At 67.5% G+C, this 22,940-nt stretch carries 19 protein-coding genes; 3 read left to right on the forward strand and 16 right to left on the reverse strand.

From position 1 onward, the window contains the following. Window positions 1-61 precede the first annotated feature (61 nt). The 13 genes from BLQ28_RS30645 to BLQ28_RS30710 all read right to left on the reverse strand — a co-directional run bounded on the left by BLQ28_RS30645 (window position 62) and on the right by BLQ28_RS30710 (window position 16,498). Window positions 62-1,246 carry a fumarylacetoacetate hydrolase family protein gene (locus BLQ28_RS30645; RefSeq protein WP_093247112.1) on the reverse strand — a complete coding sequence of 395 codons (1,185 nt, stop codon included), beginning with the start codon at window positions 1,244-1,246 and terminating at the stop codon, window positions 62-64. 76 nt (window positions 1,247-1,322) lie between these two features. Continuing rightward, a complete protein-coding gene (locus BLQ28_RS30650) occupies window positions 1,323-5,075 on the reverse strand; it encodes a molybdopterin cofactor-binding domain-containing protein (RefSeq protein ID WP_093247113.1) in 3,753 nt (1,250 codons plus the stop codon). 151 nt (window positions 5,076-5,226) lie between these two features. Then, window positions 5,227-5,727 carry a (2Fe-2S)-binding protein gene (locus tag BLQ28_RS30655; protein WP_093247114.1) on the reverse strand — a complete coding sequence of 167 codons (501 nt, stop codon included), beginning with the start codon at window positions 5,725-5,727 and terminating at the stop codon, window positions 5,227-5,229. Continuing rightward, window positions 5,705-6,865, reverse strand: a complete 1,161-nt coding sequence (locus BLQ28_RS30660; RefSeq protein WP_176801279.1) for an ABC transporter substrate-binding protein — start codon at window positions 6,863-6,865, stop codon at window positions 5,705-5,707. Before BLQ28_RS30660 ends, BLQ28_RS30655 begins: the two co-directional genes overlap by 23 nt. A gap of 64 nt (window positions 6,866-6,929) precedes the next feature. Next, window positions 6,930-7,655: a bifunctional nicotinamidase/pyrazinamidase gene (gene pncA, locus BLQ28_RS30665; protein WP_093247115.1), complete on the reverse strand. Its 726-nt coding sequence runs from the start codon at window positions 7,653-7,655 to the stop codon at window positions 6,930-6,932. Between the two features lie 28 nt (window positions 7,656-7,683). After that, a complete protein-coding gene (locus tag BLQ28_RS30670) occupies window positions 7,684-8,418 on the reverse strand; it encodes an ABC transporter ATP-binding protein (protein WP_093247116.1) in 735 nt (244 codons plus the stop codon). Next, a complete protein-coding gene (locus tag BLQ28_RS30675) occupies window positions 8,415-9,209 on the reverse strand; it encodes an ABC transporter ATP-binding protein (RefSeq protein ID WP_093247117.1) in 795 nt (264 codons plus the stop codon). The genes BLQ28_RS30670 and BLQ28_RS30675 overlap by 4 nt, the downstream gene beginning before the upstream one ends. Next, entirely contained in the window at window positions 9,206-11,137 is a 1,932-nt protein-coding gene (locus BLQ28_RS30680; protein ID WP_093247118.1) for an ABC transporter permease, read from the reverse strand. The genes BLQ28_RS30675 and BLQ28_RS30680 overlap by 4 nt, the downstream gene beginning before the upstream one ends. Before the next feature lie 84 nt (window positions 11,138-11,221). Continuing rightward, window positions 11,222-12,430 carry an ABC transporter substrate-binding protein gene (locus BLQ28_RS30685; RefSeq protein WP_093247119.1) on the reverse strand — a complete coding sequence of 403 codons (1,209 nt, stop codon included), beginning with the start codon at window positions 12,428-12,430 and terminating at the stop codon, window positions 11,222-11,224. A gap of 64 nt (window positions 12,431-12,494) precedes the next feature. Then, window positions 12,495-13,079 (reverse strand): amino acid synthesis family protein, encoded by a 585-nt coding sequence (locus BLQ28_RS30690; RefSeq protein WP_093247120.1) that lies wholly within the window; start codon window positions 13,077-13,079, stop codon window positions 12,495-12,497. 51 nt (window positions 13,080-13,130) lie between these two features. Beyond that, window positions 13,131-13,772, reverse strand: coding sequence for an amino acid synthesis family protein (locus tag BLQ28_RS30695; RefSeq protein WP_093247121.1), 642 nt, complete (start codon window positions 13,770-13,772; stop codon window positions 13,131-13,133). Window positions 13,773-13,793: 21 nt separating this feature from the next. Next, window positions 13,794-14,699, reverse strand: coding sequence for a UPF0280 family protein (locus tag BLQ28_RS30700; RefSeq protein ID WP_093247122.1), 906 nt, complete (start codon window positions 14,697-14,699; stop codon window positions 13,794-13,796). Window positions 14,700-14,860: 161 nt separating this feature from the next. Beyond that, on the reverse strand, window positions 14,861-16,498 hold the full coding sequence (locus BLQ28_RS30710; protein ID WP_093247124.1) for a 6-hydroxynicotinate reductase: 1,638 nt from the start codon (window positions 16,496-16,498) through the stop codon (window positions 14,861-14,863). 303 nt (window positions 16,499-16,801) lie between these two features. On the opposite strand from BLQ28_RS30710, the gene BLQ28_RS30715 reads away from it, so the two are divergent. Genes BLQ28_RS30715 through BLQ28_RS30725 form a run of 3 tightly spaced genes read left to right on the forward strand, consistent with a single transcriptional unit; the run spans window position 16,802 to window position 19,516 of the window. Next, the gene (locus BLQ28_RS30715; protein ID WP_093247125.1) at window positions 16,802-17,575 is read left to right on the forward strand and encodes a ferredoxin--NADP reductase; all 774 of its coding nucleotides are present in this window, start codon (window positions 16,802-16,804) and stop codon (window positions 17,573-17,575) included. A 22-nt stretch (window positions 17,576-17,597) separates the two neighbouring features. Beyond that, window positions 17,598-18,362, forward strand: a complete 765-nt coding sequence (locus BLQ28_RS30720) for a TetR/AcrR family transcriptional regulator (protein ID WP_093247126.1) — start codon at window positions 17,598-17,600, stop codon at window positions 18,360-18,362. After that, window positions 18,317-19,516: an amidohydrolase family protein gene (locus BLQ28_RS30725; RefSeq protein ID WP_093247127.1), complete on the forward strand. Its 1,200-nt coding sequence runs from the start codon at window positions 18,317-18,319 to the stop codon at window positions 19,514-19,516. The genes BLQ28_RS30720 and BLQ28_RS30725 overlap by 46 nt, the downstream gene beginning before the upstream one ends. Window positions 19,517-19,645: 129 nt before the next feature. Here the strand turns inward: BLQ28_RS30725 and BLQ28_RS30730 are convergent, their stop codons facing one another. From BLQ28_RS30730 to BLQ28_RS30740, 3 genes are read right to left on the reverse strand one after another with little or no spacing between them, the layout of a single operon-like run. After that, window positions 19,646-20,038, reverse strand: a complete 393-nt coding sequence (locus BLQ28_RS30730; protein ID WP_093247128.1) for a GtrA family protein — start codon at window positions 20,036-20,038, stop codon at window positions 19,646-19,648. Continuing rightward, window positions 20,035-21,060: a glycosyltransferase gene (locus BLQ28_RS30735; protein ID WP_093247129.1), complete on the reverse strand. Its 1,026-nt coding sequence runs from the start codon at window positions 21,058-21,060 to the stop codon at window positions 20,035-20,037. The genes BLQ28_RS30730 and BLQ28_RS30735 overlap by 4 nt, the downstream gene beginning before the upstream one ends. After that, a complete protein-coding gene (locus BLQ28_RS30740; RefSeq protein WP_093247130.1) occupies window positions 21,057-22,883 on the reverse strand; it encodes an ArnT family glycosyltransferase in 1,827 nt (608 codons plus the stop codon). The genes BLQ28_RS30735 and BLQ28_RS30740 overlap by 4 nt, the downstream gene beginning before the upstream one ends. Window positions 22,884-22,940: the final 57 nt, after the last annotated feature.

Below are 22,940 nucleotides of genomic sequence, written 5' to 3' on the forward strand. Positions count from 1 at the left end.
CCTATGAATCACAAAGGAGTACAACTCCTTTTAAAACGTTTACCGAACGTCTACAGCGCAACTACAACAGTCCGCGCCCGGCCAGGTTGCGCATCAACGCGCCGATGCCGAAAGTCCATCGCGGCGCCTGATCGGCGTGCACCACGCGATTGACCAGCGCCCCCAACTCGGGTGCGGCGATGCGCACGCTGTCGCCCACCACATGGGTGAATCCTTGACCAGGCCCGTGACGGTCTTGTGTCGGCGCAAACATGGTTCCCAGAAACAACATGAAACCGTCTGGGTAGGCGTGATGTATGCCCACTGTCTGCGCCACGAGGTCGAGCGGATCGCGGCTGATCTTCGACAACGAGCTCGATCCTTCGAGCCTGAAGCCTTCGGGCCCCGTCACTTCGAGCCCGACCGTGATGCGGCGCACGTCCGCAATGCCGAAGTGCGCATCGAACAGACGGATGAAGGGGCCGATGGCGCACGAGGCGTTGTTGTCCTTCGCCTTGCCGAGCAGCAATGCGCTGCGGCCTTCGAAGTCGCGCAGGTTGACGTCGTTGCCGAGCGCGGCCCCCAGCGTCTGGCCGCGGCTGTTGACCGCGAGCACGACTTCGGGCTCTGGGTTGTTCCACACGGAGCCCGAATGAATGCCGACGTCGGCGCCCGTGCCTACTGCTGCAAGCACCGGGGCCTTGGTGAAGATCTCGGCGTCGGGGCCGATGCCGACTTCGAGGTACTGCGACCACAGGCCCTGCGCGATCAGCACGTCCTTGACCTTCGCGGCTTCGGGCGAGCCCGGCACGATGTCGGCGAGGTTGTCGCCGAGCACGTCGCCGATGGCGGCGCGCGTGGCTTCGGCCTTCGATGCATCGCCGCGCGCCTGCTCCTCGATCACGCGCTCGAGCAGGCTCGCGACGAAGGTCACGCCACTGGCCTTGATGGCCTGCAGGTCGCAGGGCGCAAGCAGCCAGGGCTTGCTTTCGTCGCGCGCGGGCTCGTCGCTGTTGGCGAGCACGGCGTCGAGCGCGGCGATGCGCGGTGCGTTCGTCATCAGTGCCCGGCGAACGGCTTCTGCAGGCTGTGCGTCGCCTTCGAGCAGCTCGCTCATGGTCGGTGCGAGCTTCGAGAGGTCGTGCAGGCCGCCTTCATGAACGGCCACCAGCACCGGGCCCACGCCGGGTTGCCAGATGCGGCCGACCAGTGTGGCGCGCTCGGCGTCGCGGGGCAGGCTGGAAGAAGTCGAGAGGTTCAAGGGCATGGCGTCGTGTCTCCGTAGGTATGTGTCGCTACGGGGCATCGTAGCGGCGCATCGCGGATGACGACGGCCGGCCCTGTCAGTGCCCCGGTGCCGCGCGCACGCGGGCGACTTCGGCGGGCAGGTCTTTCCACGCCGGCTCCTGCGGCGCGAAGCGTGCGCGCATGTAGCCGGCGAGTTCGGCGATCTGCCGGTCGTCGAGCGCTTCGCGAAACGCGGGCATGAAGCCGATGTCGCGGCTCGCGGGTTCGCGCACGCCATCGAGGATGGTGCGCAGCAGGTTGTCGGGCCGCGCGCTCGTGAGGTTGCTGTTGAGCGCGAGCGGCGTGTTCACGCCCAGCAGCGTGGGGCCGTTGCCATCGTGATGGCATGACGCACATGCACTGTCGAACATGCGCTGCGCGGGGCCGAGCAACTGGCCTTGCGTGCGGGCGGCGTTGTCGATCGCCTGTTGCGCAAGAGCCTGCGGTTCGGCCACCGGCGATGGATTGAACGAACCGAGGTAGGTGGCCATGGCGCGCACATCCGCATCGGGCACCTGGGCCAGTTCGCGCACCACCTCGGCCATCGGTCCACCGGCGATGCCGTGGCGTGGCGAGTGGCCGTTGCGCAGGTAGCGATAGAGCGCGTCGGCATCCCACGGCACGGCCGACTTCGACAACTGCGTGAGCGATGGTGCCTCCCAGCCGTCGACCATCGCGCCCGAGAGAAAGGCGCTGCCGCCCTGCTCCGCGCCCAATGCACTGCGCGGCGTGTGGCAGGCGCCGCAATGGCCCAGGCCGTTGACGAGGTAGGCGCCGCGGTTCCACTCGGCGCTTTGCGTGGCCACGGGCTGCAATGGCGCGGGGTCATGAAAGAGCGCGTTCCAGCCGGCCATCAACGGCCGCATGCTGAAGGGGAACTTGAGTTCGGACTTCGGCGTTTCGGCGCGCACGGCAGGCATCGACATGAAGTACGCATAGAGCGCCTGCAGGTCGTCGTCGCTGGTCTTCGCGAATGCGGTGTAGGGGAATGCCGGGTACAGGTGATGGCCGTCGCGCGAGACGCCTTCGCGCATCGCACGCTGGAAGGCGCTGAACGACCAGCGGCCCAGGCCAGTGTCGGCATCGGGCGTGAGGTTGGTGGTGTAGAGCGTGCCGAAGGGCGTGTCCATCGCACGGCCTCCGGCGTTGGGTGTACCGCCGGGTGCGGTGTGGCACACGGCGCAATCGCCAAGGGCGGCGAGCACGCGGCCGCGCTCGATGGTGGACTCGCTGTAGACCGGTGCGGTAAGGGACACGGGCGCGATGGCGGAGCGCCAGCCGAGCAGGCCGGCAACAACGCCGATGCCGCCGATGAAGAGGGCTGCGCCTGTCGCCCACACGCCCTTCCTCTTGGGCCAGATGGCTTCGGCATTGCGCCTTCCCCCTCTGGGGGAAGGTTGGGATGGGGGCACGGCAGCGTCACCATTCAAGCGCCGCTCGCCCCCACCCCCGCCCTCCCCCAGAGGGGGAGGGAGCAAACCCCGATTCAACTCCGCCAGCACCGTCTCCGGCGTGAACGGCGGCGCCCGAAACCGCACCCCCGTCGCATCGAAGATCGCATTCGCGATCGCCGCCGTCCCCGGCACCGACGACGACTCCCCCGCCCCCAGCGAAGGCTCGCCCGGACGCGGCATGTGCATGACCTCGATCACCGGCACTTCGCGGAAGTTGATGATCGGGTAGCTGCCCCATTCGCGGCTCGCGACCACGCCCGACGGCAACACGCCCGGCAGCTGCGCACCACCGGCCTCGGCGCCACCCTGCTGCGGCGCGAACTGCACACGCTCCTTGAGCGCCCGGCTGGTGGTCTGGATCACATTGCCGTGCACCTGGTGCTCGACACCCGCGGGGTTGATCATCAGGCCCGCGTCATGCCCCACCACGACGCGGCGCACATGCACCTCGCCGGTCTTGCGATTGACCTCCACATCGGCCACCCATGCGGCCCACGCGGCACCGAAGCCGGGCCACTTGCTGTGGATGTAGCGCGCATACGCGAAGCCCTGGCCGAAGAGGATGTCGCCGCCCTCGCCCAGCCCGCCGTCGGCGTTTTCCTGCGGCCCGGTGCGCATGCGCCAGCCGGCCTTCTGCGCGGTGGCCTGCACCAGCTCGACCGCGCGCGGATCTTCCAGATGGCGCAGCCGGAACTGCACCGGATCGACGCCAGCGGCAGTCGCCAGCTCGTCGATGTACGACTCGTGCGCAAACGAACTCGGCAGCGCCGACACGCCGCGCAGCCACGAGGCGCGCACGATCGGCGCCATGTCGTTGACCTTCACGCGCAGGTTGTCGTAGCTGTAGGGCGGGCGCGCGGTGCGGTCGCCCATCTCGAAGGCCTGCGCCACCGGCTCGATGGTGCGCGTGAGCAGCAGCGCGAGCGTTGGTGCGCCGTTCGATGGGTACGAGGTCTCGAAGTCGTAGGCGGCGATGCGGCCGTCGGCCATCAGGCCGCCGTCGATCTCCATGAGCTGCGCGGCGCCCTTCGGCTCCCACGCGTGTTCCTGCTCGCGCGTGAGCTGCACGCGCACCGGCATGCCGACCGCGCGTGCGAGCAGCGCAGCATCGGCCGCCACGTCATCGGCGCCATTGCGGCCATAACAGCCAGCGGCCTCCATGCGGACCACATCGACCTGCACGTCTTCCACGCCCATGAGCTTCGCCAGGTCGGCGCGCAGCACATGCGGGTTCTGCGAACCGGCCCAGCAGCGCAGCTGCATGCCGCTGCCATCGGCCGGTTGACATTCGGCCAGCGCGCATGAAGGGACAATGGACGCGTGCATCTGGTACGGCCACACGTAAGTGCGCTGCATCGGCTGCGCGGCCGCGGCCATCGCGCCATCGACATCGCCTTCATCGACCAGCAGGCGCTGCGTCGAAGGGTTGTCGCGCAGGGCCTGCGCAACATCGGACAGGTCGGGCATGCCGGGCCACGGCTTCCACGCCACGCGCAGTTCGCGCAGCGCCTGTTCGGCGTGCTCCTCGCGCTCGGCCACGATGCCGACGAAGTCGCGGATGACGACCACGGCGTGGATGCCCGGGATGTGCGCGATGGAAGATTCATCGACCGACTCGAGCGTGTTGCCGATGAACTCGCCATGGTCCGCGCCCGCATAGGGCGGACGCACCACGCGGCCATGCAGCATGCCGGGCACGCGCATGTCGTGCACGAACACGAGTTCGCCCGCGAGCTTGGCGGGAATGTCGACGCGCGCCTGCCGCGTGCCGACCACGCGGTAGTCGGCCGGGTTCTTGGGCTGCGCCTGCGGATCGAGCCGCAGCACGGTGCGCTGGGCGGCGACGAGGTCGGCATAGCTGACGTGACGGTCCGGTGCTTCGGTGACGCGCACCACGCCGTTGCGCACCTGCAGCGCATCGACGGCGACGCCAAGGCGCTCGGCCGCGCGCGCGAGCAGCCACGACCGCGCCTGCGCGGCGGCCAGCCGCAGCGGCTGCGAATGGATCTGGATCGACGCGCTCGCGATCGTCGCGCCCTGGTTGGGCACGCGCGCGGTGTCGCCGAGCATCATGCGCACGCAAGGCATGCCGAGGTCGAGTTCCTCGGCCACGATCTGCGCGAGCGCGGTCTGGATGCCGGTGCCCAGGTCGACGTGGCCGTTGAGCGCGGAGGCGCTGCCGTCGTCCCACACGGCGAGCAGGATCTCGTCGCCTTCGATGGGGTTGCCGGCGATCAGTGCGGGCTGGCCTTTGGTTGGCGGCGGTGCGGGGGGTGCCTCGCGCACGACGAGCAGGACGCCATCGGCAGCGAAGAACTCCGCACGGGTCTGCGGCAGATCTGCGCGGCGTGTCATCGGACTTGCTCCCTCTCCCTCTGGGAGAGGGTTGGGGTGAGGGCAAGCGGCGATGGTTGCGGCAGTGCTTGTTCACAGGCCCATGCCCTCACCCTAGCCCTCTCCCAGAGGGAGAGGGGACAAAACCTCGGGAGCAGATGACGCGGGCGGCTCATGGGTTTGCTTCTGCACGCATACGCAGCGCCGCACGATGCACCGCATCGAGAATTTCAATGTGCGTGCCGCAACGGCACAGATTGCCCGACAACTCGCTCCGAATACGCGCCTCGCTCGCCTGCGGATCGCGCGCGAGCAACGCCGCCGCCTGCATGACCATGCCGTTCAGGCAGTAGCCACACTGCGCGGCCTGCGCATCTTCAAACGAAGCCTGCACCGGATGCCAGTTGCCCCGCGCCCCCAACCCTTCGAGCGTCGTGATCGCGCGCCCCGCCACGCCATGCGCCGGAATCACGCAGGCACGCGCCGCCACCCCATCGACATGCACCGTGCAGGCACCGCACTGCCCCAGCCCGCAGCCGTACTTGGGGCCGTTCAGCCCCAGGTCGTTACGCAGCAGATGCAACAGCGTCGCCTCGCGTGGCACGCCGGCAAGTGCATGCGCCTGGCCGTTGACCCGCAGGTGCAGCGGCTCAGCGCCGCAACTGGCCGTCACGGGTGTACATCTCCAGGTCCACGAAGGTCGAGCCGTTGTGGTTCTTCGCGCTGTAGTCGACGGGGAAATCGCCGAAGCGCGTGCTGCCGATGCTTTCGAGCCCGGCGATGAAGCTGTCGCGCGTGAGCGTCTTGCCCGCGCGGCGCAGGCCCTCGACCATCACGCGCGCGACGATGTAGCCCTCGAGCGCGGTGTAGCTGTCGATCTTCTCGCCGAACTCCGCGCGGTCGCGTTGGTAGTCGGCCACGATGGGCACGCGCTGCGCGGTCGGCGGCGGCACGATGCTGGCCGTGACCAGCCCGGCGAGCTTGCCGTCGAGCCGCTTGGCGGAGCCGGCCGCATCGGTGATGCCGACCGACAGCGTGTACAGCGGTGCCGCCACCGCATTGGCGCGGTAGTCGCGCATGAACACCTCGACCATGCGGCCGGCCATGATCATCACGACCGCACCGGGCTTGGCTTCGGCCAGGCTCGCGACGACGGACTTCGCGTCTTCGGCCGTGATCGCCAGCGGCAAGGTCTTCAGCACCTTGACCTTGTAGTCGGCCGCCAGCTCTTCGCAGGTCGCGAGGTTCGACTTGCCGAAGGCGCTGTCTTGATAGACCACCGCGATCGACTGGATGCCGAGGGTCGAGAGGTGGCTGATGATCTTGCGCAGCTCCAGGTCGTAGCCCGCGCGCACGTGGAACAGGTAGCGGTTGGTCTTGGTGCGAAACGACGTGGTTCCCACCAGCGGTGCGAACATCGGCACGCCGGCCTTCTCGGCCAGCGGCATCGCGGCCGCGAGGTTGCCGGTGGCGACGTAGCCGGTGAGCGCGAAGACCTTGTCTTCATCGATCAGCTTCGCGGTGTTGACGGCCGTCTTCGCGGGGTCGTAGGCGTCGTCGTAGGTGACCAGTTCGATCTTGCGGCCGTTGACGCCGCCCGACTTGTTGACGCGATCGAAGTACAGCTTGATGCCCGCGCGGTAGTCGACGCCGAAGTCCTTGGCCGGGCCGCTGAACACGGCCGACTGGCCGATGCGGATGGTGGCGTCCGTCACGCCGTTGTCCGCGCGTGCCGACCGCAGCAAACCCGGGCCGAGCGCCAGGGCCGCGCCGCCCGCCACCACCGCGCGCCTTGAAATCGAAAGCTTCATGCGTCGTTTGTCTCGTTGTTTTTTCTGGTCTTGTCGTGGTTGCAGGTTGTCGGCCCTGCGTGCCTCAGGCGGTCTGGATGTCGCCGGACTGGATGCGCTTGACGCCCTTGGCCGTCATCTGCTTCCACGCGGCGGCCAGCGAGCCATTGAGGTCGATGCCACGCGTCGCGTCTTCGATCACATAGGCCTCGAAGCCGGCCTTGCGCGCGTCCATCGCGGTCCAGGCCACGCAGAAGTCGGTGGCCAGGCCGGTGACGAACACGGTCTTGATGCCGCGCGCCTTGAGGTAGCCGGCCAGGCCGGTGGCCGTCTTGTGGTCGGCTTCCTCGAAGGCCGAGTAGCTGTCCATCTCCTTGTGGAAGCCCTTGCGGATGATGAGCTGCGCGGTCGGCACCTTCAGCTCCTTGCCAAGCGCCGCGTCTTCCGTGCCCTGCACGCAATGGTCGGGCCACAGCACCTGCGTGCCGTAGCTGAGCTTGGTGGTCTCGAAGGGCTTCTTGCCACTGTAGGAGCTGGCAAACGAAGCATGGCCGGCCGTGTGCCAGTCCTGCGTGACGACGATGTTCTCGAACGCCGGCGCCAGCGCGTTGATGACCGGAATGACTTCGTTGCCGCCCTTCACCGCCAGCGTGCCACCGTCGAGAAAGCAGTTCTGCACGTCCACCACGATCAGCGCCGCCTTGGCGCCGGGCTTGATCTTGCCGGCCGCGAAGGCGTTGAAAGCGACACTGCCGAGGCCACCGGCCAGCCCGAGGGCTGCGGCGGATTTCACGAGGGTTCTGCGATGCATGGCGTGGACTCCAGGGGTTGAAGAAAAATCAGACGCTCAAATACGCACGGCGCACTTCGTCGTTGGCCGCCAACTCGGCCATCGTCGCGTGATAGCGGATCTGGCCCTTCTCGAGCACGTAGGCGCGGTCGGACACCAGTTCGGCGAAGTGCATGTTCTGCTCCGACAGCAGGATGCTCACGCCCTGCGCCTTGAGTTCCAGGATCATGTTCGCCATCTGCTCGACGATGACCGGTGCCACGCCTTCGGAAGGTTCATCGAGCAGCACGAGGTAGGGGTTGCCCATGAGCGTGCGCGCCACGGTCAGCATCTGCTGCTCGCCGCCGCTCATGCGGCCGCCGGGGCGGTTGGGCATTTCGCCGAGGTTGGGGAACAGCTTGAACAGGCGCTCGGGCGACCACAGCGGCGCATCGGTGCCGTCGGCCCAGCGGCGCGCGGGCTGCTTGCCGACCTCGAGGTTCTCCATCACCGTGAGGTCGGTGAACACGCGCCGGTCTTCGGGTACGAAGCCCAGGCCCAGGCGCGCCGCATGGTGCGGCTCGCTCTTCGAGATGTCGTGGCCGAGAAAGCGCACCGCGCCGCGGCGCTTGGCGAGCATGCCGATCAGCGCCTTCAGCGTGGTGGACTTGCCCGCGCCGTTGCGGCCCATGAGCGCGACCACTTCGCCGCGACGCACGTCGAGGTCGACGTCATAAAGAATCTGCGCGGCGCCGTACCAAGCACACAGCGCTTTCGCTTCCAGCAGGGGTTCGTGCGTGCTCATGCCGCTTCTCCAATGGCCGCAGCCTTTTCTGCGATCTTCTTCTCGAAGGTCTTGCCGGTGCCGAAGTACACCTCCTGCACCTTGGGGTGGTCGCGAATTTCCAGCGGCTTGCCCTGCGCGATGAGGCGACCGCGCGCGAGCACGATCATGCGGTCGGCATACGCGAACACCACGTCCATGCTGTGCTCGGTGAACAGCACGGCCATGCCGCGCTGGATGACCAGGTCCTTGGTCAACGCCATCAGCGAGTTGCGCTCCTTGGGCGCCATGCCGGCGGTGGGCTCGTCCATCAAGAGCAGCTTGGGCGAATTGGCCATCGCGATGGCGAGTTCGACACGCTTCACGTCGCCATAGGCGAGCACGCTGCAGGGCCGGTCGGCTTGCGACTTCATGCCGACCTGGTCGAGCAGCGCCAGCGCTTCGTCGCGCTTGTGGTCGGCGGCACGGCGCCACATCGAGAACAGCTTGTGGTCATGCGAGAGCAGCGCCATCTGCACGTTCTCGACGACGGTGAGCGAGGCAAAGGTCTCGGCGATCTGGAAGGTGCGGCCCACGCCCTTGCGCCAGATTTCGCGCGGCTTGCGGCCGACGAGCTCCTGGCCGTCGAGCGTGATCGAGCCCTGGTCGGCCTTGAGCTGGCCGTTGACCATGTTGAAGGTGGTGGACTTGCCTGCGCCATTCGGGCCGATGAGCGCGAGCAGTTCGCCGGGCGGCAGCTCGAAGCTGATGCCGTCCACGGCCTTGACGCCGCCGAACGATTTGCCGAGGTTGGTGACCTTGAGGAGGCTCATGCTTTCACCTCCTTGAGCTTGGCTTCGGCATCCGCATCGTCGTGCTTGGGTGCGCGCCAGCGATCCGCCAGTTGCTTGATCGAGCCCGCGATGCCCTGCGGGAACAGCAGCACCAGAATGAGGATGATGGCCCCGAGCATCGCGCGCCAGTAGTCGGTGTTGCGCGCCACGGTGTCGTGCAGCCAGGTGAAGGTGATGGCGCCGACCACCGGCCCCGCCAGCGTCTGGATACCGCCGAGCAGCACCATCACGAGACCATCGACCGACTTGCCGACCGACAGGCTCTCGGGCGAGATGCTGCCCTTCGAGAAGGCATAGAGCGCACCGGCCAGGCCGGCTACCGTGCCCGCGATCACGAACGCGGCCCACTGCATGCGCTTGACGTCGATGCCGATGGCGTCGGCGCGCAGCACCGAGTCGCGGCCCGCGCGCAGCGCATAGCCGAAGGGCGAGAACAGCACGCGCCGCAGCCACCACACGCCGAAACCGACGAGCACCAGCGTGAGCCAGTAGTAGGCCTGCTTGTCGGAGAGCCACTCGGAAGGCCACACACCCGTCAGGCCGTTGCTGCCGCCCGTGAAGCTGTCCCACTGGTAGGTGATGGCCCAGGTGATCTGCGCGAAGGCCAAGGTGAGCATGGCCAGGTACACGCCCGACAGCCGCACCGCGAACCAGCCGTAGACCAGCGCGCCGAGCGCCGCCACGATCGGCGCGGCGATGAGCGCGACTTCCATCGGCAGGTGCAGCGAACGAACCAGCAGCGCGGCGCCGTACGCGCCGAGCCCGAAGTACGCGGCATGGCCGAACGAGTGCATGCCGGCCGGGCCCATGATGAAGTGCAGGCTGGTAGCAAAGAGCGCGGCGATCAGCAGGTCGATCATCAGCACCAGCGTGTAGGGCGAGTTCACCGTCAGCAGCGGCAGCACGGCGAGCATGAGCGCCAGCACCGCAGCGGCGACAAGGTAGGCATTGCTCGGGCGGCGCAGCGGCTCTTCCTGCATGCCCACGTAGCGGCTCGGCGCCTGCGGCCGGCCGAACAGGCCCCAGGGGCGCCACACCAGCACGATGGCCATGACCAGAAAGTCGACCATCAGCGTGAGCTTGGAGAAAGACACGTCGATGCCGAAGATCTGCACCACGCCGAGCCAGATGCACACGGCCTTGATCTCGGCGATGAGCAGCGCGGCCACGTAGGCCCCGGGCAGCGAGCCCATGCCGCCCACCACGACCACCACGAAGGCGGCGCCGATGGTGTTCAGGTCCATCTCGAGCGTGGCGGGTTCGCGCGGCAGTTGGAGTGCGCCGCCGAGGCCTGCGAGCAAGGCGCCCAGTGCGAACACGGCGGTGAACAGCCAGGCCTGGTTGACGCCCAGTGCGCTGACCATTTCGCGGTCTTGCGTGGCGGCGCGCACCAGCGTGCCGAAACGCGTGCGCGTCAACAGCAGCCACACCAGGCCCAGCACCACCGGGCCGATGACGATCAGGAACAGGTCGTAGGAAGGAAACTGCCGGCCCAGGATTTCGACCGAGCCCCTGAGGCCCGGCGCGCGCGGGCCGAGCAGTTCGTCAGGGCCCCAGAGCCACAGCACCGCGTCCTTGATGACGAGCACCAGTGCGAAGGTCGCGAGCAGCTGGAACAGCTCGGGCGCCTTGTAGATGCGGCGCAGCAGCAGCACTTCGATGAGCGCACCGAGCACGCCGACCGCCACCGCCGCGATCAGCAGCGCGGGCCAGAAGCCCAGGCTCGAACCCAGCTTGTCGACGAGCGTGTACGCCAGGTAGATGCCGACCATGAAGAACGACCCATGGGCGAAGTTGACGATGCGCGTCACGCCGAAGATCAACGAGAGGCCGGCCGCCACGAAGAAGAGCGAAGACGCGCCGGCCAACCCGTTGAGCAACTGAACAACGAAGCCTGAAAAGCTCATGAAGGACCCTGAGGAAACTGGAGACATCCGCTCCGCTCACCGCCGGCTGCCGGCGGTGAGCAGTGCGTTGCAGGAGCCGTGCGGTCAGTCCGCAGGGCGCATCTTTTTCACTTCGTCGTCCGAAGGCTGGAACTTGGCGCCGTCGAGGTAGACGTAGTCGACCATCACGCCCTTGCCGCCATCGTTCTTGGTCTTGCCGACATACGCGCCCATGGTGGACTGGTTGTCTTGCGCGCGGTAGCTGATATTGACGAAGGGCGAGTCGACCTGCAGGCCCTTGAAGGCGGCGACGAGCTTCTCGGTGTCGGTGCCGCCGGCCTTCTTGATGCCGGCCGCGATCGAGTGGATGGCGCTGTAGCCGACCACCGAGCCTAGGCGCGGGTAGTCCTTGAACTTGGCCTGGTAGGCGTCGAGGAAGGCCTTGTGCTCGGGCGTCTTGACGCCGTACCACGGGTAGCCGGTCACGATCCAGCCGTTGGGCGCTTCATCTTTCAGGGGGTCGAGGTACTCGGGCTCGCCGGTCAGCACGCTGACGACTTCACGGTCCTTGAACAGGCCGCGCGTGTTGCCTTCGCGCACGAACTTGGAGAGGTCGGCACCGAACAGCACGTTGAAGATCGCGTCGGGCTTGGCATCGGCCAGGGCCTGCACCACGCTGCCCGAATCGACCTTGCCCAGCGGCGGCGCCTGCTCGGCGACGAACTCCACGTCGGGCTGCGCGGCCTTCAGCAGCGTCTTGAAGGTGGCGACCGACGACTGGCCGTACTCGTAGTTGGGGTACACGATGGCCCAGCGCTTCTTCTTGAGCTTGGCGGCCTCGGGCACCAGCATCGCGACCTGCATGTAGGTCGAGGGGCGCAGGCGGTAGGTGTACTTGTTGCCGTTGCTCCAGACGATCTTGTCGGTGAGCGGCTCGGCAGCCAGGTAGAAGAACTTCTTTTGCTTGGCGAAGTCGGCCAGCGCCAGGCCGGTGTTCGACAGGAAGGCGCCGGCCAGCACGTCGATCTTTTCGCGCGAGATCAGTTCTTCGGCCACGCGCACGGCGTCGCCGGGGTTGGCGTTGTCGTCGCGGCTGATGAGTTCGATCTTCTTGCCGTTGATGCCGCCCTTGGCGTTGATCTCGTCGACCGCGAGTTCCATGCCCTTCTTGTAGGGCTCCAGGAAGGCGGGCTGCGCCTTGTAGCTGTTGATTTCACCGATCTTGATCACGCCCTGCGCATGCGCGGGGACAAGGGCCGCTGTGGCCAGCGTGACGACGGAAGCAGCGCAGAAAACATGGCGCAATGGAATCATCGGGAAGCTCCTTGGGTTCGAACAATAAACACGATGTTGTGACGGTGGTGCGAAGGCGGCCGGCTCAGCGAAGGCCGTCTTCGCCCTTGATCTCGCTGGCCTGCAGGCCGCCGATGCGCGGCAGCGGACGGCCGCTGTCGGTGACGGCCACGGCGACCACGATTTCGTTGGCGCGCGGTGCGTCGGACACGCGGGCTTCGACGGCGTCGAAATGGCTGCGCACGAAGGCCGCATCTTTATGCCCGAGCGGCACGTCGATGGCGGTGCCGAGCGTGCCCTGCTTCTTGGCCGAAGGCACGAGCGCCGCGCCCTTTTCAACGGCCACGCGCAGCGGCGCGCCGAGCTTGGGGTGCAGGATGGCGGCGGCATGTTCGAGCTCGCCGCGCTCGCCGACGATGGCGGCCTTGCCGTAGCTCTGCGCCTGGCCGGGCTCGATGCCCAGCGCCTTCACAGCCTTCTGGCCGAGCAGCGCGCCGAGCTCTTCGCCGATGGCGATGAGCTCGTCGAGGTTCCCGCTGTAGCGGCCGGCGTAGGGGTTCTCGATGACGGCGATGGCGACGGCGCGGCGCGTGGGCGGCGTCACGTCCTGGCCCATTTCCTTGCGGGTTTCATCGACCTGGATGACGAGCTTGCGGATGTTGGCGGTCATGTTCTGTGTGTTCCTTGTCTTGTCTCTTTGGCTTGTCTTTGCGCACTGGGATCAGCGCAGGCCGTCCCACTTGCTGATGTCTTTCGCGAGCAGGCCGCCGACGCGGGCGTGCACGCGGTAACCGGTGCTCATCGCGAGGATGAAGACGATCTCGTCGGCAGCCGGTGCACCGGGCACGCGCACTTCGATCGCGTCGAACTGGCCACGCACGTAGCTGGCGTTGATGTTGGTGAGCGGCACGTCGAGCGCGGCGCCGGGCGGGCCGACCTTCTTGGTCGAAGGCACGATGGAAAGCGCATTGCCGGGCTGGCCGGTTTTCTCTTCGGCCTTGCCTGCGGTGTAGGCCGCGCGGCTGCCCTTCCAGCCGAGCAGTTCGCGCATGGCGTAGCCGCCGGGCACGTGCCAGAGCGCACCGTGCTCCAGCTCGCCGTCGGCACCGACGATGGCGCCCTTGCCGTAGGTGGCGATCTGGTCGAGCGGCACGTCCATGGCAGCGTGCAGCTTGTGCGCCATGTCGACGCCCACCGGGTCGAGCAACGCCATCATCGGAAGGATGTCGGGCTCGTAGCGGCCGGCGAAGGGATTGGTCAGCACGGCGCCGATGGCACCGCGCACCAACGGCGTGTCGGCACGCGGTCCGAACTCGTGGTGAATGTGCTCGACATGGGTGAAGACGCGACGGATTTCGATCATGAAAAAGAACCTTGCTTTTCGTTAAGCAAATACTGAACCAACTGTCTTGGGCAGCTTGCTCCTGAGCGCCTTCGAGCATAAGGGCTCGACGAGTTTCCACTGCCACTGGCAAACGAGTAGAACGGCCCACACAAGCCCGCCTTTTTGCAGCACCTTCGCGCAGATCGCGCCCGTATCGAGTGCGCTCCTGACCTGCGACGGTGCGAGCGGCGGCACGTCGACGGTGACGAGGGTGTCGCCCAGGTCGCTGTTGTCCTTGCATTCGTTCGCGGGGCGGCGGCGGATGGCGGGGTCGTCGACATCGACGGCGTTGGCGATCACGGTGGCGGCAGCGTCGGCCTGCGCCGCGGTGGCGGCCAGCACCGTCACGCTGTCGGCGATGCCCAGCGAGAAGCTGCGGCCGCGCCAGCCACTGGTGGCCACGCCGCGCACGGGCTGGTCTGCGCGCAACTCGAACTGGCCGTCGGTGGTGAGCAGGCCGCTGTTCTCGCGCCAGTCGAAGCGCGCGATGTCGGCGAAGACACCGACGCGCGCGCACTGGCCGGGCGCAAGGTGCAGCGCGATGTCGCCGCCGTTGTTGATCCATGCGCGTTCGATGCCGGGGCGCTCGTAGAAGGGCATCAGCTCTTGCGCGACGGCACCCGCGACCGCCGCCATCGGCGTGATGAACATCGGCGAGAACGCGGCGCAGGCGTCCCACATGCGGCGTGCGATGACGCCGCGCGGGCGCAGCTTGTCGGTGACCGGCAGGCGCAGCAGCGGCAGCTCTTGCACCAGCTCTTCGAGCACGTGCGAGAAGCGCGCCCAGGCCGCGTCGTGCGCGGCCGCGACGGCGTACCGGTCGCCGTGCGCCTCGGCCACGATGTCGATCGGGCCGTGGTTGAAGTGCCAGCGGTCGTTGTCGAGCGCTGTGCGCTGGGCGGTCATGGCTCACCCTCGAGGGATGCGCATTTCTCCCTCCCCTTCCGGGGGAGGGTTGGGGTGGGGGCACGCGGCGCATCCACCGGGCGCTCTGCCCGCCCCCATCCCAGCCTTCCCCCAGCGGGGGAAGGAGCAAGAACCACGGCGCGCATCGACGCGGGCATTTTTCAACCCAGCATCGGCGCGTGACCGAGCGGCCACGGATTGGCCTCGTCGACCGCGAGCCACTGGCGCGCGAGCGGCGCGCCGTCTTCCTGCCACGCACCGCGCGCAAGCGCCTGTTCGAGCGAGAAGATGTGTCTCATGTGGCCGCCGAGCGCCTCGTAGTCGTCGCGCCGCATGCTGAATTCGATGGGCGCCACGATGGCCGGCGTGGGCACCGTGCCGAAGCTGTTGTCGGGCATGCGCATGACGTCGGCCATCACGGTGATGCCGCCGCCGGGCCACACATAGGCCGGCGCACCGCCGCAGGTGACGTTGACCAGCGCGCGCTTGATGGCGCGCGTCAGCAGCACCGGGTTTTCAGTGACGCCCGCACGCAGGCTGCCGCCGGCGCCGCCGAGGAACAACACGGTGCACAGCGACGGCTCGCAGTTCTCGCCGATGCGATCGACGATGCGCTTCACTTCGGGCGGCATCGGGTGCTCGACCGGCTTGAGCGCCTCGTCGAGCACGTACCACTGCGCATGCTCGCCGGTGGTCGATGTCATGAGCAGGCGCAGGCCGGGGCGCGCGACGCCCTCTTCCCAGCCTTCGATGATCGCGAGCGGATCGGCGATGTCGGTGCCGCCCCAGCCATTGCCTGGGTTCGCCACCTGGAAGTAGCGCCCCGGCGTCGATTTGCGGCCCAGCATCTGGATGCCCGAGGGCGCCATGTCGAGGCAGCGGCCGGCCTGGTGCTCGGTGAGCACGCCGGTGATGTGGTCGTCGACCACCACCACCTCGTCGGCCACGCCCGCGAACTGGCGCGCGAAGATGCCGACCGCCGCCGAGCCGCAGCCCACGCGCATGCGCTGCTCTTCGACGCCGTTGACGATGGGCGCCTTGCCGGCCTGGATGACGAGGGTGGAGCCGCCGTCGATGGTGCATTCCACGGCCTTCTTGTTGCCCAGCAACTGCATCAGCTCGGCCGTCATGCGGCCTTCTTTCTTGCTGCCGCCGGTGAGGTGGTGCACGCCGCCCAGCGACAGCATCTGCGAGCCGTATTCGGACGTGGTGACGTGGCCCACGACCTCGCCGCGGTAGCGCACGTTGGCCTGCTCGGAACCGAGGAAGCGGTCGGTGTCGATCTTCACCTTGAAGCTGCAGTAGCTGAAGATGCCTTCGGTGACGACGGTGACCATGTCGACGCCTTTGGCCTTGGAGGCCACGATGAAAGGGGCGGGCTTGTAGTCGGGGTAGGTGGTGGACGAGCCCACGCCGGTGACGAAGACTTCGTCGGCGTGCAGCAGGTCGCCATTCCAGTCGGGCGCGGCCACTGCGCCTGCTGCATCGGCAGTGGTGGCGGCTTCTTCAGTGGCGCGATTGAAAGGCACCAGCGCGGGCGCATCGGCTGCGATTGCGCGGCGCAGCAGCACCACGGGGTCGACACGCACCAGCACGCCTTCCTTGTTGGCATAGCGGTCGCAGGCACCGGTGCGGCCGTCGGAGATCTGGCACAGCACGGGGCAGGCGTTGCACTCGACCTTGGCGGTGCTCATGCGCTCGTTGCGCGGCGGCGCCTTGCCGAAGGCGCTGCTGCCGGCTTCGGCAACCACCGGCATGTCGATGCCGGGCAATCCGTCTGTCTTGGTGTGTTCTGTCATCGGGGCGATCTCGTGGGCGTGTGTCGGGCAATACCGTCCGGCGAGGGTTGCAACAAACGTGCCGTCTGCCCGCTTGTGCGTCGACTGCCGTTTGTGTAGCATTCCCTACACTTTCATGTTGCGTTCACTACATTCGAGGTCAATGTAGCAAACGGGCCCGATGCTTGCAATGGTGTTTTCTCTCGGGGTTTTTGCCGACCAACGACAATGGAGGGTTCGAAGCCGGCCGACGGTTGCCGCCCCACAGGCGTGCATTTCGGCTCAGCCACCTTCCTCTGTTTTCAACCAACACTTGAGTTCTGTATGAGTGCATTCAGCGAAGAACGCGTCCTGAGCGTCCACCACTGGACCGACCGCCTGTTCACCTTCACCACCACGCGCGATGCGGCGCTGCGCTTCTCGAACGGTCATTTCACGATGATCGGCCTGAAGGTCAACAACAAGCCCCTGCTGCGCGCCTACAGCATCGTGAGCCCCAACTACGAGGAGCACCTCGAGTTCCTGAGCATCAAGGTGGAAGACGGCCCGCTCACCTCGAAGCTGCAGCACATCCAGGTGGGCGACACCATCATCGTGGGCCGCAAGCCCACCGGCACTTTGCTGATCGACTACACGCTGCCCGCCAAGCGCCTGTACCTGTTCGGCACGGGCACCGGCCTTGCACCGTTCATGAGCATCATCCGCGACCCCGACACCTACGAGAAGTTCGAGCAGGTCATCCTGGTGCACGGCGTGCGCCAGGTCGACGAGCTGGCCTACCACGACCTCGTGACCGACCACCTGCCCAAGCACGAGATCCTGGGCGAGATGATCGAGAAGCAGCTGCTCTACTACCCGACCGTCACGCGCGAAGAGTTCCGCAACCAGGGCCGCATCACCGACCTGATCGAGAGCAACAAGCTCACCGACGACCTGGGCCTGCCGCCCCTGAACGTCGAGGAAGACCGCGTCATGCTGTGCGGCAGCCCCGGCCTGCTGGTCGACCTGAAGCACATCCTCGAGGCGCGTGGCTTCAAGGAAGGCAACACCTCGACGCCGGGCGACTTCGTCGTCGAACGCGCCTTCGCAGAAAAGTAAGCCCAGAGACGCCGCGCGCACGATGGCCGACAGCCGCACCGCCACGAAGTTGACCAAGCCCCAGCGCCGCATCGGCGTGCGCGAGGCGGCGGCGCAGGCCACGCGCGACAGCATCCTGAAATCGGCGACCAAGGTGTTCGCCAAGTACGGCTACGACGGCGGCAGCGTGGAGAAGATCTCCAAGGCCGCGAAGTCGTACGACCGGATGATCTACTACTACTTCGGCAGCAAAGAGGGCCTCTTCATCGCGGTGCTCGAAGGCATCTACCAGCGCATGGACGATGCCGAGGCCGCCATCGCGCTCGATGCGAGCCGCCCCGTGGAAGCGCTCACCGAAGTCATCCGCTTCGTTCTCGGCTACTACCGCAAGAACCCCGAGTTCGTGACGCTCTTGAACACCGAAAACCTGCACAAGGGCCGGCACATCTCGAAGTCGCTGCGGGCGCGCGAGTATTCGTCGCGGGCGGTGGCGATCATTTCCGAGATCCTGGCCAGCGGCTCTTTGCAGGGCCTGTTCCGCAAGGACCTCGTGGCACGCGACATCTACCTGCTGATCGCGTCCACCGGCTATTTCTACACCTCGAACCGGCACACGCTGACCGCCTTTCTCGGCGAGCCGCTGGAATCGCCCGAGGCGATCACGCACTGGGAAGACTTCGTGATCGAGACCGTGCTGCGCACCGTGCGCGCGGACGACATACAAGACAACAACTCCCCATCCCACGACGAGGACACCACGAAATGGCAGAAATCGCAGCCGGCGCAAAGTCGGGCAAGGTCGTCATAAAGAACATCGGGCTGCTGCTCTCGGGCGACATCGACAAGCCCATCCTCGACGCCGACACCATCGTGGTGAACGACGGCCTGATCGTCGCGGTCGGCAAGGAGAAAGACTGCGACCTCGAAGGCGCCCAGACCGTCATCGACGCGCGCAGGACCTGCGTGGCACCGGGCCTGATCGACAGCCACGTGCACCCGGTGTTCGGCGACTGGACGCCGCGCCAGGGCCAGATCGGCTGGATCGACTCGACCATGCACGGCGGCGTGACGACGATGATTTCCGCCGGCGAAGTGCACCTGCCCGGCCGCCCGAAGGACATCGTCGGCCTGAAGGCGCTGGCCATCACCGCGCAGCGCGCGTTCGACAACTTCCGCCCCGGCGGCGTGAAGGTGCTGGCCGGCGCGCCGGTCATCGAGAAGGGCATGGTCGAGAGCGACTTCAAGGAACTCGCCGAAGCCGGCGTGGGCCTGCTCGGCGAAGTCGGCCTGGGCTCGGTGAAGGCCGGCTACGAGGCCAAGGAGATGGTGGCCTGGGCGCGCAAGTACGGCATCCAGAGCACGATCCACACGGGCGGCCCGTCGATTCCGGGCTCGGGCCTGATCGACAAGGACGTGGTGCTCGAAGCCGACGCCGACATCATCGGCCACATCAACGGCGGCCACACCTCGCTGCCCGAGGCGCATGTGTGCGAGCTGTGCGAGAAGAGCTCGCGCGCCATCGAGATCGTGCACAACGGCAACGAGAAGGTCGCCATCGCGGCGGCCAAGGCGGCACTCGAACTGAAGTGCCCGCACCGCGTGATCCTGGGCACCGACGGGCCCGCGGGCTCGGGCGTGCAGCCGCTGGGCATCCTCCGCATGGTGGCAATGCTGTCGTCGATCGCGAACATTCCAGCCGAGTTGGTGTTCTGCTTTGCCACCGGCAACACCGCGAAGATCCGCAAGCTCAACTGCGGGCTGGTCGAAGTGGGCCGCGATGCCGACTTCGTCTTCATGGACCGCGCGCAGCACTCGCCCGCACCGGGCTTGCTCGAAAGCGTGCGGCTCGGCGACATCCCGGGCGTGGGCATGGTGATGATCGACGGCATCGTGCGCTGCGGCCGCAGCCGCAACACGCCGCCTGCGACAGAGATTCCGGTGGTGGTGTCGGGCGCGCACTGAGAGCGTCAGCGCGCCCTCTTTCTCCTTCCCCTCTGGGGGAAGGTTGGGATGGGGGCAGGCAGGGCGCCCGATGGATGCGCCGCGTGCCCCCACCCCAGCCCTCCCCCAGAGGGGGAGGGAGCAAGACGGCTACTTCGAACGGAAGACCAGGAAGCGCGCAGACAGAAAGTTGGCGCCCATCCCCGCGATGCTGCCCACCGCCACGCCCAGCGCGGCGGCCCAGCGCCCCTCGACCCAGTGCAGCGTCAGCACATAGGCGCCGTAGTTCAGCACGGCGCCCGCGACCATGGTCGCCAGATAGCTGAAGTACTCACGCCAGATCGAGCCCTTTGCCGAGACGCGCGTGGCAAAGGTGTAGCGGCGATTGAAGGCCCAGGTCGTGGTGGCGGCCGCCAGGAACGAGATCACCCGCGCCACGTACCAGCCGAGCATCGGCGCCAGCAGGTACAGCAGCACCACGTCGACCACGAGGCCGATCACGCCGACCACCGCGAACGAGAGGAACTCGCGGCCGAGCTTCATCGCTGCTGTTGTTGCTGCTGCGTGATGCGGTCGCGCACACCCGGTATGGCCAGGTAGCACAGGCGCTTGGCCTCCTGCCGGCCGAGCGTGACGGTGTGCATCACGATGCCGCACACGAAGGACAGCATCGCCGCCAGCATCGCGCCGGTGGACAGCACCGCCGTGGGCAGCCGGGGCACCAGGCCGGTGTGCATGTAGGTCATGAGCAGCGGCACGGCCAGCGCAATCGATGCCACCATGAGCAGAGCCGCGATGATCGAGAAGAACTGCAGCGGCCGCTCGCTCACGAAGAGCTTGCAGATGGCCTTGAGGATGCGCCAGCCATCGCGGTAGGTCGAGAGCTTGCTGTGCGAGCCCTCGGGCCGCGTGCTGTAGGCGGTGCTTTCCTCGGCGTAGGGCATGCGCAGTTCGAGCGCGTGCACCGTGAGTTCGGTCTCGGTCTCGAAGCCGCGCGACAGCGCCGGGAACGACTTCGCATAGCGCCGCGAGAACACGCGGTAGCCCGAGAGCATGTCGGTGAGGCCGCCGCCGAAAAGTTGCACCACCGCGCCGGTCAGCAGGCGATTGCCGAAGCGATGGCCCTTGCGGTAGGTCTGCGCGTCCTGGCCGTCGTCGACCCGGTTGCCGACCACCATGTCGAGGTTGCCGTCGACCAGCCGGTCGATCAGGCGGCGCGCGGCGCCGGTGTCGTAGGTGGCGTCGCCGTCGACCATGACGTACACGTCGGCCTCGACGTCCGCGAACATGCGCCGCACCACGTTGCCCTTGCCGGGCGCCGCCACGTGCGTGACGATGGCGCCCGCCGCGCGTGCCACGGCTGCCGTGTCATCGGTCGAGTTGTTGTCGAAGACGTGGATCTCGGCCTCGGGCAACGCCGCGCGAAAGCCCTCGACCACCTGCGCGATGGCCAGCGCTTCGTTGTAGCAGGGGATGACGGCGGCGATGCGCAGCGCCGCACCGCTGCGGCTTCGGCTCGCGGAAGAAGCGGCGAAGAAGGCGGCGGAGGGGTCGGCGTCGGTCATGGTGCTGCGCTCGGAAGAATGCTGTAGGCCCGGCTGCCGTCTTTGTCGAGCAGCAGGTTGAAGTGGGTGTCGAAGCCGGGCCGCGTGGTGAAGATCGGCACCATCTCCGGCGACATGACGATGGCGGCGAAGCCCTGCTGGGCCAGCTTGCGCGCCATGTCGGCCGGCGGCAGCAAGAGAAAGTCGGCGTAGCGCCACGGGCCGAGCGTGTCGCCCCAGATCGGGTTCGGGCCGTAGTAGATCGCCTCGCTCAGCGCGATCTGGTAGACGCGGCCGGTGGCGTTGCGGCGCATGTAGTCCATGACGGCATAGCCCGGCACGTTCTTGCGCAGGAAGGCTTCGCGCGCCTCGGGGCCGGGCGAGATCATCGCCACCTTGGCAGCGGTCTGGCGCACGGCGACGGCGGCCAGCACGGCGAGCAGCAGCACGGCCACCCAGTCGCCGACGCGGGCGCCGGAGCGCGCGGTGTTGCGGCTCATGGCACCGGTGGATGCGGTGTTGGCTTCGATGGCCGGCGTGCGCTTCGCGCCGAAGACGCGGCGCGCACCCGCTGCGATCCAGCCGAAAAACACCTGCCAGCCCACCGCCGCCGTCATCGCGAGCAGCGGAAACGAGGCCATCAGGTAGCGCGGATAGCGCGAAGTCACGGCCCACACGATCACCGAGTACAGGCAGAACCAGCCCGCCGCGCGCACCGCCGCGGAACGCTTCCAGAACACGCTGAAGGGCGCCAGCACCACCAGCCAGATGAGCGGGTTCGGCATGGCCGCGTGCGCGCGCACGTCGTCGACCTGCCGCACGTAGTCCTCGGGCACCCATTCGGTGAAGCCGAACACGCGGGCGCCGATGGGGATGAAGGGGTCGCCGGTCATGACGGCGTTGCGCGCGTACCAGTAGAGGCACGGAATCACGAAGCACAGCAGCGCGAGCGCCCAGACCTTGGGCCGGCGCTCGTGCCAGACGACGAACAGCGCAACCAGCGGCAGGAAGACCAGTGCCTGGTACTTCGAGCCGGCCGCCAGCCCCAGGAAGAACGCAGCCAGCGCCAGCCAGCGCGCGCCGCTGTGCACGGGTTCGGACTCGCGCCACCACCACAGCGACACGCAGGCCGTCAGCACGAAGAGCGCCACGCCCATGTCGATCAGCGCGTTCGAATAATCACCGAGCCCCAGCCAGATGGCCGCGCCCACAAGGCCGGTGAGCCGGCTGGCATGCAGCGTGCCCAGGCGCAGCACCATCACCACCGACAACGCACCCGCCAGCCCGTTGAGGAAGTGCGGCAGCACGTCGTCGCCCACCTGCAGTGCGGCCGCGTAGAGCAGGTTGTAGTTGTACGGGAACCAGGGGTAGCGCAGCCACGCATGGATGCCCAGCGAGCCGTTCTGCGCGACCTCGCGCGCATAGGGCAGGTGGTACATCAGCTCGTCGAAGGCGGCGGGCGGTGCGAGCGGCGCGACGAGCGCGGGCAAGGCGACCAGCGCCAGCGCGACCATCGCGACCCGGTCGAACCATGTCCACGGCGCCACGACGGCATGGGCGCGTAGCGCACGTTGCTCGCGCAGCCATGCGGGCAATTGCAGCGCAGCGGCCACGACGCCGGCCGCGACCAGCGCGATGGTGGCCTCGACCTTGAAGGCACCGAAGATGGCCAGCGCCTGGAACACGCAGATGAAAAGGCCGACGCCAAGCGCCACGGCCACGGCGCCTTCGAGCCACGCGTCGCGCCGGGGCGGCGGTGCCAGGCGGGCCAGCACGGCGCGTCCGGCACCCCAGCAGCTGATCACGAAAATCGCCAGTGCCGCGTAGTGCGCGGCTGCAAACATCAGCTTCTGAATAACAACTCCCGGTGCCGGGCGGCCACGCCGGCCGGCAGGTTCAAA

Origin of the sequence: Variovorax sp. EL159, from assembly GCF_900100965.1 — a bacterium.
Lineage (GTDB): Bacteria > Pseudomonadota > Gammaproteobacteria > Burkholderiales > Burkholderiaceae_C > Variovorax.